This is a genomic window from Eikenella glucosivorans (genome assembly GCF_016025525.2).
Taxonomy (GTDB): Bacteria; Pseudomonadota; Gammaproteobacteria; order Burkholderiales; family Neisseriaceae; genus Eikenella; species Eikenella glucosivorans.
Genome location: NZ_JACSGR010000002.1, coordinates 1 through 12941, shown reverse-complemented (window position 1 = coordinate 12941; position 12941 = coordinate 1). Strand labels below are relative to the sequence as shown.

General features: G+C 55.0%; 10 protein-coding genes. 3 read left to right on the top strand and 7 right to left on the bottom strand.

Annotated features, from left to right (window positions below):
- Positions 1–225: 225 nt before the first annotated feature.
- Entirely contained in the window at positions 226–810 is a 585-nt protein-coding gene (locus H9Q10_RS02020; RefSeq protein WP_197902379.1) for an NAD(P)H-dependent oxidoreductase, read from the bottom strand.
- A gap of 169 nt (positions 811–979) precedes the next feature.
- Entirely contained in the window at positions 980–1663 is a 684-nt protein-coding gene (gene rpe, locus H9Q10_RS02015; RefSeq protein WP_197902378.1) for a ribulose-phosphate 3-epimerase, read from the bottom strand.
- Positions 1664–1838: 175 nt separating this feature from the next.
- On the opposite strand from rpe, the gene H9Q10_RS02010 reads away from it, so the two are divergent.
- Entirely contained in the window at positions 1839–2249 is a 411-nt protein-coding gene (locus H9Q10_RS02010) for a Spy/CpxP family protein refolding chaperone (RefSeq protein WP_197902377.1), read from the top strand.
- Positions 2250–2447: 198 nt separating this feature from the next.
- Here H9Q10_RS02010 and H9Q10_RS02005 read toward each other — a convergent pair whose 3' ends face one another.
- The 5 genes from H9Q10_RS02005 to H9Q10_RS01985 form a co-directional block, all read right to left on the bottom strand.
- Entirely contained in the window at positions 2448–3794 is a 1347-nt protein-coding gene (locus H9Q10_RS02005; protein WP_197902376.1) for a deoxyguanosinetriphosphate triphosphohydrolase, read from the bottom strand.
- 47 nt (positions 3795–3841) lie between these two features.
- The gene (locus H9Q10_RS02000; RefSeq protein ID WP_197902375.1) at positions 3842–5149 is read right to left on the bottom strand and encodes a DUF2130 domain-containing protein; all 1308 of its coding nucleotides are present in this window, start codon (positions 5147–5149) and stop codon (positions 3842–3844) included.
- Between the two features lie 117 nt (positions 5150–5266).
- Complete coding sequence (gene ettA, locus H9Q10_RS01995; RefSeq protein ID WP_197902374.1) at positions 5267–6943, bottom strand: energy-dependent translational throttle protein EttA; 1677 nt, start codon at positions 6941–6943, stop codon at positions 5267–5269.
- Between the two features lie 308 nt (positions 6944–7251).
- The gene (locus H9Q10_RS01990; RefSeq protein WP_197902373.1) at positions 7252–8064 is read right to left on the bottom strand and encodes a hypothetical protein; all 813 of its coding nucleotides are present in this window, start codon (positions 8062–8064) and stop codon (positions 7252–7254) included.
- 95 nt (positions 8065–8159) lie between these two features.
- A complete protein-coding gene (locus H9Q10_RS01985) occupies positions 8160–9152 on the bottom strand; it encodes an RluA family pseudouridine synthase (protein WP_197902372.1) in 993 nt (330 codons plus the stop codon).
- 73 nt (positions 9153–9225) lie between these two features.
- Between H9Q10_RS01985 and H9Q10_RS01980 the strand changes: the two genes are divergently transcribed.
- Together H9Q10_RS01980 and H9Q10_RS01975 are read left to right on the top strand one after the other, a co-directional pair.
- The gene (locus H9Q10_RS01980; protein ID WP_197902371.1) at positions 9226–9387 is read left to right on the top strand and encodes a hypothetical protein; all 162 of its coding nucleotides are present in this window, start codon (positions 9226–9228) and stop codon (positions 9385–9387) included.
- A gap of 364 nt (positions 9388–9751) precedes the next feature.
- Entirely contained in the window at positions 9752–12493 is a 2742-nt protein-coding gene (locus H9Q10_RS01975; RefSeq protein ID WP_197902370.1) for an Rne/Rng family ribonuclease, read from the top strand.
- Positions 12494–12941 lie beyond the last annotated feature (448 nt).

Genomic DNA, 12941 nt, shown 5'->3' with positions numbered 1-12941 from the left:
GCGTGTGATCAAGGGGCGCGATTATACACGTTTCGGCCGGCGGGAAGCGTCTTTCATGCTGGCAGCCCGCGCGTGGAAGGCGGCGGTGCGGCAACAGAAGCCGATTGAGGGGAAGGGCAGCGCCCCGCCCTGCCCGATATGCTTCAGGCAAAACAAAGGCTACCTGAAAAATGTTTGGGTATATTTTCAGGTAGCCTGCTGCTTGCGGGAAGGAAGCCGCGCAGTTTATGCCCGGCCGAACACTTGGTTCAAATGTGCGGTATAGTTGGCAATATATTGTTCCACCTGGGGGTTTTTAATTACGTCGTTGCAAATGAAGGTGGGCAGGCGCGTGGTGCCCAGGAATTCGTTGGCTTTGTGGAAATGCAGATACACGCCGTCCACGCCCACGCCTTCGAAGAAGTCGCCGGGGCGGGTGAAGGCTTCGATGGGCGCGTTCCAGGTGAGCGAGAGCATGTGTTTGCGGCCTTGCAGCAGGCCGCCGCTGCCGTAGCCTTCGGTGGGGTTGGCGCGGTGGCGGCCGTCGCTTTGATAGAGTTTGCCGTGCCCGAAGGTGAAAATTTCATCCATATATTTTTTCACTGTCCACGGTTCGTGCATCCACCAGCCGGGCATCTGCCACACCACGGTGTCCATCCACAGGAATTTTTCGATTTCCACGGCGATGTCGTAGCCTTGGTCGATTACGGTTTCTTGGATGGCGTGACCGTTGGCGCTCAATACGTCTTTGGCGGTTTGTTGCAGGGTGTGGTTGAGGCGGCCGGCGGAGTGGCCGAAATGTTTGCCGCCGTCTAACAATAGGATTTTCATGCTGTTTTCCTTTTTTTGCTGTTTACAAGACAAGCCGATGGTATCCCGTTTCCATGCCCGGGGCAAACGGCGGGCGGGATAAAGGCTACCTGAAAATATTCGGGTATATTTTTCAGGTAGCCTTTATGCGCTTCTATGCGCTTCGCGCTGCAAGGATTTTTCAGGTAGCCTATGCGCCGGCTTTGGCGAGCTGCGTGCGCATTTCTTGAATCACTGCCGCATAGTCCGGCTGGCTGAAGATGGCTGAACCGGCCACGAAAGTATCCGCACCGGCGGCGGCGGCTTCGGCAATGTTGCCGGCCTTGATGCCGCCGTCCACTTCAATCAGGATGCGGCGACCGCTTTCGGCGGCGTAGAGGTCGGTGAGCGAACGCACTTGGCGGATCTTCTCCAGCGTGTGCGGAATAAATTTCTGCCCCCCAAAACCGGGATTGACCGACATCAGCAGCACCAGGTCGATTTTATCCAACACGTTTTCCAACACATACACCGGCGTGGCGGGATTGAGCACCAGCCCGGCACGGCAGCCGCTGTCGCGAATCAGGCTCAAGCTGCGGTCGATATGGCGGCTGGCCTCGGGGTGGAAGGTGATGATGTCGGCACCGGCTTCGGCAAAGGCCTGGATCATCGCGTCCACCGGCTCCACCATCAGGTGCACATCAATCGGCACGGTGGCATAGGGCTTGAGCGCGGCGCACACCATCGGCCCAAAGGTGAGGTTGGGCACATAATGGTTGTCCATCACGTCGAAATGAATCCAGTCGGCGCCGGCGGCAATCACATTGCGCACTTCTTCGCCCAATCGGGCGAAATCGGCGGATAAAATACTCGGCGCGATGCGGTAATCGGTCATTTGTATGCTCTCTCGGATGGTTGGGTGCTATAATCAGCCACATATTGTGCTAAAAACGTCATGTTTTCCATCACAATATGGTTTACACAGGTTTACTCGAATTATACCGTGTTTCACGCCGCCGTTCGTATACTGGCAGCATATTTATACGGTTATACTGGATCAAAGAGTTATCATGACTCAGCGCCTATTTCCCCGCCGGCAGGCTCTCTGCCGCTGTTTTTTCGCCTCCATCCTGCTCTCCGCCGGCTCCCTGGCCTGGGCCGACGGCCATTGCGACATGCGCCAGCTCTCGCTCAGCAGCAGCCAGCAGGAGCAGATGCGCCAGGTGCGCGCTGAATACCGCCAGCGGCTCGACAACTTGGTGGCCCAATCGCGCAACCTGCGCCAATACACCACACAGGCTTCCAACCTGGTGCTGGCCGGCCCGGTGTTCGACGACAATATGGCGCGGCATTATGTGAACGAAAAATACGCACCGCAGATGCAGCGCGAGGTGGAAAACCTGCGCGCGCAGCACGCCCTGCTGCAAATCCTCACACCGCAGCAGCGGCAGGAATGGATGCGGCATTGCGTCCATCACTGATTAAACCGTTTCCCGGCAAAAGGCTACCTGAAAACCCGAACAAGGTTTTCAGGTAGCCTTTTTTGGCTGACGGGTTGGGCACATCACGCCGCCACATCATGTTTCCATCTGTTTCCGTCCCAATTTTCGACCCTATAAAGGCTACCTGAAAACGAGCGCGGCGTTTTCAGGTAGCCTTCCATCCCTGCGACCAAACAGCTAGAGCATCCCAATGCCCGACACTTCCCTCGCCAGCCGGGCGGCGGCGTTGTCGGTCATGCCGCCCACGAAATCGAGGATTTTCATGTAGGCGCCGTAGAGCGTGTCCTGCTCGTTCAGCGGGTCGTCGCGCAAGAGCTCGAGGGCGAGCGACTGGCGCGTGCTCACCTGCCGGGTGGTGACATAGGCGAAGGCGGCGGGCACGAGCAGGTTCAGAATCGAGCCGATGCAGGGGAAGGCAGCGATTTCGGTGATCAGCTTGCTTTGGTGGCGGAACACGCGGGCACGCGCCAGCTCTTTGGCCTGCTCTAGGGAATCGCGCACTTCGGGCGTGCAGGCGCCGAGCAGGTCTTTACCTTGGAAGCTGCCGGCAAGCAGGTCGGCGTGGTGCGTCATGAAGGTTTGCGCCATGTCGTCGATGGCGCGGCCGATGGCCATGCCGCGCAGCATGGCGCAGCGCTGGCGGGCGGATTGCTCGGGCCAGACTTTGTTCACTTGGGTGTGCACCATGCCTTGCAATACGTTTTCCACTTCGCGGTCGTCCAATAGGCCAAGCTCGACGGCGTCTTCCAAGTCCAGGAGGGCGTAGCAGATGTCGTCGGCGGCTTCCATCAGGTAGGAGAGCGGGTGACGGCTCCAGTGGTGCGTGCCGATTTCGGGCAGCCCCAGCTCGGCAGCCACGCATTCGATAAACGGCAGCTCGGTTTGATAAATATTGAATTTTTTCAAACCATTCGGCGCGGAGGTAGTCCAAGGGTATTTGAGCAGGGCGCCGATGGAGGCGGCGGTGAGGCGCATGCCGCCGCGGTGGCGGTACATTTCGAGGTTGGAGAGGATGCGCAGGCTGTGGGCGTTGCCTTCATAAGTTTGCACGTCTCGGCGTTCGGCTTCGGCGAGGTTTTTCAGGTAGCCTGACTGGGCGGGATCGCGGAACCAGTCGCGCAGTGCGTCTTCGCCGGTGTGGCCGAAGGGCGGGTTGCCCATGTCGTGCGCGAGGCAGGCCACCTGCACCACGGCGCCGATGTCGGACGGTGTGTTGCCCGGCGGCAGGAAGCCGCCCTTGGCCAGCATCACGCCCACGCGGTTGCCCAGGCTGCGCCCCACGCTGGCCACTTCCACGCTGTGGGTGAGGCGGTTGTGGGTGTGGTCGTGTTCGGCGAAGGGGTGCACCTGGGTTTTGCGCCCGAGCCGCCGAAACGCGCCGGAAAACACCACGCGGTCGTAGTCGATGTGGAAATCGGTGCGCAGGGCGTCGGCGCCTTCCTGGCTGGAAGGGGTGACGGTGGCCACCAGCTGCCCGTTTTCGGGCTTGAAGCGCTTGGTGCTGAGCAGTTGCTGCCAGTTCATGCTTATCCTTTTGTTTTGCTGAGTAATTGATGCTACCTAAAATACAATTACTCAATTCCTTTTAACGCATCAAACTTTGCTTTCATAGTTGGATTCTTACGAGTCAGTTTTCTAACAGTTAAATCTTCTGCTTTATCATTAGCTAAACGCAAGTTATTTTCTGAACCCAACAAGTCAGCTTTAGTTTTTTCTAATTCTCGGATAGTTTTATCGATATGTTCGATAGCAGATTGAAATTTCTCACTGGCTAAACGGTAGTTGCGGCCAAATTTTTCCTTAAACTCTTCCAAATCATCCTCGAATCGAGTGATATCAATATTTTGTGCACGCATAATAGCAGCCTCCTGTTTGTATTTCAGAGCGTTTAATGCTGCATTGCGCAATAACGAAATCATTGCTAGGAAAAACTGTGGGCGTACTACATACATTTTTGGATAGGCATACGATACATCTACGATGCCACCGTTATACAACTCATTATCGCCTTCTAATAAAGAAACAAGTACAGCATATTCACAGCCTTTTTCACGACGATCTTTATCTAACTCTTTAAAAAAATGTTCATTTCTCTTTTTAGTGGCAGTCTCATCACCTTCATTTTTCATCTCAAACATGATAGAGACAATTTCATTACCTTCTTGATCACATTCTCGGAAAATGTAGTCTCCTTTACTCCCAGATGAAGTATCATTATCTTTACCAAATTCAGCCATAGGGAAGGCAGAGGCACGGATACGATTGAACTCTATTTCACAATGAGCTTCCAGAGTTTCTCCTAACATTTTAGTGGACTGGCGAGCTTTAAAATCTCGATAAAAAGCAATAACCTCATCTTTTTGTTTAAGTTCACTCTCATATTTGGCTTTTAGGGCACTCTGTGCTAATTGACTTTCACTATCACGCAGTCTTAACTGGCCAGACAGGTCAGACAATTCCTGTTCTTTACTAGCAATAGCCTCACGCACAGCAAGCTGCTTTTTCAATTCAGCCTGCGCTGTGACTGATTGATTTTGTGAGTGAAGTTCAGCAATTGTGCGATCTCTTTCTGCCAGTTCAGCTTTCAACCCATCTGAAACTTTGGAAATAGCCAACTGACGATCTTTCTCATGTGCAGCAAGCTGGCTAAGCAACTCATTAATTTTTGTATTTTTATCAGATAGTTGCTTATCGAACGTAGCCTGTTGTTCAGCTTGTTTTAGGGCGGCTTCGCTTTTTACTTGAGCCTGAACCTGTACCAACCTCTCTTGTACTTCGTTGTAAAATTCGCGGGTACGTACCTGGCTGAGAATATCAGCATACCCTGCTTCATCAATAGTAAACGCTGTGTGGCAATGGGGGCATTGAATTTGATGCATAATAGATTCCTACATCTACTAAGATAAAATAAAAATGTATTTTATTTCATTGATTTTTTTGTTTTTAGGCTACCTGAAAAACCGTTTGGCTGATTTTTCAGGTAGCCTCTTGCCGCTTTAGCGCGTTACCGGTTTATAGCGAATCCGTTTCGGTTTCGCGCCTTCTTCGCCCAGGCGGCGTTTCTTGTCGGCTTCGTATTCCTGATAGTTGCCGTCGAAGAACACCCATTTGCTGTCGCCTTCGCAAGCCAAGATATGCGTGGCGATGCGGTCGAGGAACCAGCGGTCGTGCGAAATCACCATCACACTGCCCGCAAATTCGAGCAGGGCGTCTTCCAGCGCGCGCAGGGTTTCCACGTCGAGGTCGTTGGACGGTTCGTCCAGCAGCAATACATTGCCGCCGGAGAGCAGAGTTTTTGCCAAATGCAGCCTGCCGCGTTCGCCGCCGGAAAGCTGCCCCGCGATTTTGCTTTGGTCGCTGCCTTTAAAGTTGAAGCGTCCCAAATATTGGCGGGCGGGGATTTCAAACTGCCCCACCTGCAAAATGTCGCGGCCTTCGGCGATATTGTCGAACACGGTTTTGTCGTTTTGCAGACCTTCGCGGCTTTGGTCGATCAAGGACATTTTCACGGTCTGACCGATTTTCACCTCGCCCGAATCGGGCTGCTCTTTGCCCGCAATCATTTTGAACAGCGTGGATTTACCCGCGCCGTTCGGGCCGATGATGCCGACAATCGCACCCGCCGGCACTTTGAAACTCAAATCGTCAATCAATACTTTGTCGCCGAACGATTTGGAAACGTTCACAAATTCAATCACTTCATTACCCAAACGCTCGGCAACGGGAATGAAGATTTCCTGCGTTTCATTGCGTTTTTGGTATTCGTAGTTGCTCATTTCCTCAAAACGCGCCAAACGCGCTTTGGATTTGGCTTGGCGGCCTTTGGCATTTTGGCGTACCCATTCCAATTCCTGCTTCATCGCCTTCACGCGCGCGGCTTCGGATTTGGCTTCGTTTTCCAAGCGTTTTTCTTTCTGCTCCAACCAAGACGTGTAATTGCCTTTCCACGGGATACCGTGTCCGCGGTCGAGTTCCAAAATCCATTCGGCGGCGTTGTCCAAAAAATAGCGGTCGTGGGTGACGGCGACCACCGTGCCGGGGAAGCGCACGAGGAACTGCTCCAGCCATTCGACCGATTCCGCGTCCAAGTGGTTGGTCGGCTCGTCCAAAAGCAGCATGTCGGGCTTGCTCAACAAGAGTTTGCACAAGGCGACGCGGCGTTTTTCACCACCCGACAGATTGCCGATTTTCGCATCCCATTCAGGTAGCCTCAACGCATCGGCGGCGATTTCCAATTCGTGTTCCGCACCGCCGCCGGTAGAAGAACCCGCCGCGATGATCGCTTCCAAGCGGCCCTGTTCTTCCGCCAGCGCGTCAAAATCCGCATCGGGATTGGCATATTCGGCATACACTTCTTCCAAACGCTTCTGCGCGGCGGCCACTTCGCCCAAACCGCTTTCCACTTCCTCGCGCACGGTTTTTTCGGGGTCGAGTTCCGGCTCTTGCGGCAGATAGCCGATTTTGATGCCGCCCATCGGCATGGCTTCTCCTTCAAACTCCTTGTCTACGCCTGCCATAATGCGCAACACGGTGGACTTACCCGCGCCGTTCAAACCGAGCAGGCCGATTTTCGCGCCGGGGAAAAAGGACAGGGAAATGTCTTTAATGATGGTTTTCTGCGGCGGAACGACCTTGCTCACGCGCAGCATGGAATAGACGTATTGTTGGGACATACAAACTCCTTGGAAAACAAAAAAAGCAACAAGCTACAAAGCATTTAAAATACCGCGGATTCTAACTGAAAAAAGCATTTCAGACAGCCGCAACAGGCTATCTGAAAAATGTGTAACGCAAGTTACCAGTGTAACCAAAGTTATCTGCCAACTTTTTCAGGTAGCCTCCACCGCCGCCTGAGGCTACCTGAAAACATCGGCTGCAAAATATATCGGATTCAAATTAAGAATGAGGCAAGGCAGCGAGCCAGAGCAAAAGCATTCTTATTTGAATTCGCTATAGTTCACACCCTCTGCCGCCAAGTCATCTACCTATAAAACACCACTCCCTCGCGTTCGGGGTGTTTCCCCAAAAACAGATAACAGTTGAGCAGATAAACCATTTCCGACTCAATCGCAGGCAGATTTTTTGGCGGAAGGCGGCTGTCTTTTTGCCAAATGCCCAGCTTGCCCCGTTTCTCGTCGTAAACCAGATCAAAGACTTCCCTGCTGAAAAAATCATGCCGGAACACAAATCTTGCCCGTAAGTTTCTGGAACATTCAGGCGACTTCTGCCACACAAATTTTGTCGATTGCACCATCTGCCGAATCAAACCATTGAGCTCTCCAAGATGGATGCGGTATAGCGTTTGTGCCGTATAGGGAATTCGGCGGGACACACCGATTCGGTAATCTAACCACGCCGACAGCAATTCATCGCGCACAGCCCGCGCCCCCTTCCGGATCACCGCGCTGGAATGTATCAGGCATTCCTCGCCGTCATAAGCCACCTTCACATAATAGTGATCCTTCAAGCCTTGGCGGGGAATAGCCCGGCAAATAAAAATATCCGACACCGCCTGCCAGCTCACCGACCATTTTCGCCGCTGCGAGGACAGCAACAACACATCGTTTACCTCAATGCCCCGATTATCCATGCGGATTACCGGCTGCCGAAACAAAACAAACACAGCGACAAGCAATACCGGCAGCTCCACCGCCAACAGCACACCCCAAAGCCCTGATATCGGCATGCCCAGCATCACGCTAAAAAACACGGCACTCACCACCATGATTAACATCGCGCCAAGCATCAGCCATCCCAAAGAACGCCACACGCTCAAATAAAAAGCTTTTTGCATCAACCTCTCCATGCCATGCAGCCCACTTTATCAGGTAGCACCAACAGGCTACCTGAAAACCAAAAACGAACCTCCGAAACAACGAACCGCCTTTTTCAGCTAGCCTCATCTCCCGCCCCGATGTCCTGCCGCAGGTTTGCCAACACCTGCCGCAATTCCTCCGGCAGCGGCGCGGTCAGCACCAGCGTTTCGCCGCTCGCCGGGTGCGCCAGCTCCAAGCGGTGCGCATGCAGGAACATGCGCTTGAGGCCGAGCTTTTTCAGGCGGCGGTTGGCGGTATAGTCGCCATAGCGCTCGTCACCGGCGATGGGGCAGTTTTGCGACTGCATGTGCACGCGGATTTGGTGCGTGCGCCCGGTGCGCAACGTGGCCTCCATCAGGCTCAGGGCGGAAAGTCCCACCGCGTGCAGCGGCGCACCGCCGAAACGCTCTAATTCGCGGAACAGCGTGTGCGCGCTCTGCCCTTCCTCGCTCACGCGCACCATTTTCTCGCCTGCCGCGCCGGTATATTTGAACAGCGGCAGCTTTACCTGCCGCACCTCCTGCGGCCACGCGCCCACGCCCAGCGCGAGATACACTTTTTTCGGCTGATCGTTGCGCCAGGCTTCATGCAGCTTCACCAGCGCGCTGCGCCGCTTGGCCACTACCAAAAGCCCGCTGGTATCCTTGTCTAGCCGGTGCACCAATTCCAAATAGCGCGCCTGCGGCCGGGCGCGGCGCAACTGCTCGATCACGCCGAAGCTCACGCCGCTGCCGCCGTGCACCGCCACGCCGGAAGGCTTGTCCACCACCAGCAAATGCTCGTCTTCAAATACAACCTCAAACTCGCGCGGCGGCACGGCGGTCTGCTGCTCGGTTTTCTGCGCCACGCGCAGGGGCGGAATGCGCACTTCGTCGCCCGCGGCCAACCGGCTGTCGGCCGCAGCGCGCTTTTTGTTCACACGCACCTCTCCGCCTCGGATGATGCGGTGAATGTGGCTTTTGGGCACGCCCTTGAGCAGCCGGATTAAAAAATTGTCCAAACGCTGCCCGGCCGTGGCTTCGTCTACCGTTAAATAATTGACTGAATTTTTGCTAATTGCTGGCATTTTCTCTATAATCCGCTCCTTGCTGATACCGTGCTTGAGGCTACCTGAAAAACGAGCTCCACGAAGTTCAAGAATGCAGCGCAGCAAATATTCTGCGCCGCCAAACGGAGCTGGAGCAAAAGTAGCCGCCGCTTTCAGCAAGATTATTATTACTGTTTATTTTATCGTAAAAAGACAATTCCGAACGGCTTTCCTTTGCCTGCCCTTAATTTCAGGCAAATTAAAGAGTAATTGAGTTTCACCGCTCCGGTAGCCCGGCGGCTTAAGACGCGGCACAGCGTCGCCGCCCCGCTGCCTGGCTTAAAGAAGACCGCATACCGAATTTTATCCGCTGAGGCTTCCATCGCACGCCATACGCCGTGCGGGAAATGACCCCAGCAGCTTTAAATCATCCGCCGCCCATCCGGCGGCCAGCGCGGCAGCCATGCCGCACCCTCGTTCTTTCATTCCTTCTTTACCGATTTCCGCCCGCCTCCAGCGGCCACCATGCCGAACGCACATCCCGCTCGGTTTTTCAGGTAGCCTCAAGGCGGCGGAACATCGCCAAACTGATTACCACGCTTCGGAATTGCAAACCAACACAAAAGGTTAGCAATATCATGAAACGCATGTTGTTTAATGCCACCCAGGCCGAAGAGCTGCGCGTGGCGATTGTAGACGGGCAAAACCTGCTCGATTTGGATATTGAAACGCTGGGCAAAGAACAGCGCAAAGGCAATATCTACAAAGGCATCATCACCCGCATCGAGCCCTCGCTCGAAGCCTGCTTCGTGGATTACGGCACCGACCGCCACGGCTTTCTCCCCTTCAAAGAAGTTTCCCGCGCCTATTTCCAAGACTACGAAGGCGGCCGCGCCCGCATTCAAGACGTATTGCAGGAAGGCATGCAGGTGATCGTGCAGGTGGAAAAAGACGAGCGTGGCAATAAAGGCGCGGCACTCACCACCTTCATCAGCTTGGCCGGCCGCTATCTCGTGCTGATGCCCAACAACCCGCGCGGCGGCGGCATTTCCCGCCGCATTGAGGGCGAAGAGCGCCAAGAGCTCAAAGCCGCCATGAGCCAGCTCGACGTGCCGCACGGCATGAGCCTGATCGCCCGCACCGCCGGCATCGGCCGCAGCGTGGAAGAGCTGCAATGGGATTTCAACTACCTCCTGCAACTGTGGCGCGCCATCGAAGAAGCCGGCAACGCCCATCAGGATCCCTACCTGCTGTTCATGGAAAGCTCGCTGCTCATCCGCGCCATCCGCGACCACTACCGCTCCGACATCGGCGAAATCCTCATCGACAACCGCGAAGTATTCAGCCAGGTGCAGGAATTCATGAGCTATGTGATGCCGCACAACGTGGGCAAGCTCAAATACTACAGCGACCACATCCCGCTCTTCTCCCGCTTCCAAATCGAACACCAGATCGAAAGCGCCTTCTCACGCTCCGTGAGCTTGCCTTCCGGCGGTGCCATCGTCATCGACCACACCGAGGCGCTGGTTTCCGTCGACGTGAACTCCGCCCGCTCCACTCGTGGCGCCGACATTGAAGAAACCGCTTTCGAAACCAATATGGAAGCTGCCGAAGAGGTCGCCCGACAAATGCGTCTGCGAGACTTGGGCGGCCTGATCGTGATCGACTTCATCGACATGGAAAACCCCAAGCACCAACGCGACGTGGAAAACACTCTGCGCGATGCGCTGAAGAAAGACCGCGCCCGCGTGCAGATGGGCAAACTTTCCCGCTTCGGCCTGCTCGAGCTTTCCCGCCAGCGCCTGCGCCCCTCCCTGGGTGAAAGCAGCCACGTGGCCTGCCCGCGCTGTGCCGGCACCGGCGTGATCCGCGGCATCGAATCCACCGCCCTGCACGTGTTACGCATCATTCAGGAAGAAGCGATGAAGGACAACACCGAGGAAGTGCATGCCCAAGTGCCGGTGGACGTGGCCACTTTCCTGCTCAACGAAAAACGCGCCGAATTGTTCGGTTTGGAAGAGCGGCTCGACGTGTCCATCCTGATGATTCCTAACACCCATCTGGAAAACCCGCACTACAACATCACACGCGTGCGCCCCGACGATGTGGACGATGATGCCGAGCCGAGCTACAAACAGGTGGAAGCACCGGAAAACGATGAGCCCACTTTGGAGCTGGGTCAGCAAGCCAAACCGGTCAAACCCGAACCGGCCGTGAAAGGTATCAAACACAGCAGCCCCGCCCCGGTGGTGCAGCAGCCGGCTGAACCCGGCCTGCTTGCCGGAATCGGCGCTTGGTTGGCCAAACTGTTCGGTGGCGGCGAAAGCAAACCCGAACCCCAACCGCAGGCAAACAACCGCAGCGGCGGCAACCGCAACCGCCAGCAACAATCCAAACGCAACCCGCGTAACCGCAATCCGCAGCGCAACCAAAACGGCGGCAGCCGTCGAGAAGCTTCTGCTGAAGCCGAACGCCTCTCCCTGCAATCGGAAAACACCGCCGCTACTACCCAAGGCGAAAGCGCAGCAAACAATCCGCGCCAACGCCGCCGCCAGCGCAAAGACCATACCGTTCAGGTAGCCTCCGTAGCCGACAACGAAACTCTGCAAGCGCAAAACACTGCTGACGAAATCAGTAAAGAAACGCATCCTGCCGTGGCAGAAAAAAACCTTACTGATGAACGCAACGAGCGAGGCGAACGCCGCAACAACCGCGACCGCCAATCCGGCAACCAACGCAATGGCAAAGGCCGCAGCCGCCAGCGCAATATCCCATCGGCACAAAAAATCATTCAGTATCTGGATATCCAACTGCAGGCCGAATTGGTACAAACCTCCGCTGCCATCGTATTGGGATTGCAAACCGAAGCGGAGGCAACCACCACTCCGTATGAGCAGCCACAGCAACAAAGCGCAACTGCTGATAGCAATCAGCCCTTGGTCATCACCATCCCGGAAGTCGCTGATGAAGCCGATGCTGCTGCGCCTACCTTTGTCTTTGCTCAGGAAGCTCCAGCTAACGCTGAAACCGTTGCCGTGATAGAAGAAGATTTATCCATTTTGGCCGCTGCCGAAGCAGTAGAAGCAGCTACTTCTGCCGTTATTAGCCACGATGATACGGCTCAGCCATCCCCCCCCCCAGACGACATTGGTGAACAGTCTGCAGATTCTTCTAGCACAGACTCTGTCATAACCGCTGCCGATTTCGACTTAGGTGGCTTGGTACTGGTACAAACCGATCCTAGCGCCCTATCTTCCTCCGTGGAAGAATCCACACCGGCATTACCAAGCGGCAAACGTAGAGCTGACCTCCGTCCCGAGGCTCCTGCAACTATTCCCGAACCACAACACCTGCAGCAGATTGAAACGCATCATGACTAACCCTGTTTTCGGGTAGCCCTACCTGATAATAGATAGAAAACACCTCTGAACAATTAAATTTGTTCAGAGGTGTTTTATCTTTTTACACTGGGGACATCCGCATGGACCGCAACGCTGGCAATGCCACCCTGCCGCCGGCCGGCAGCCCCGAGAAAGCCATCGCCCCACCCGAGAAAGCAGCCGGCAAATAACCCTCCCCTCTCCCCAGCTCCCCTCCGCTCTATCATGCAAGAAGGCTACCTGAACTTTTCAGGTAGCCTTCTCCTTTCCCCTACAGCAGAAACACGCCTATCTCCCAAGCATCCCAATCCATCCGGCGCTATCCAGCTCCCACCAGACTCCCCCTTTCCCTCTTTTATCCCGCCCACAGGCTTCCAATTATTTTCATCTTTACTTATTTTCATCAGGCAAAAGCATACCCCGGCTGTTTGGCCGGGGTATCGTATAA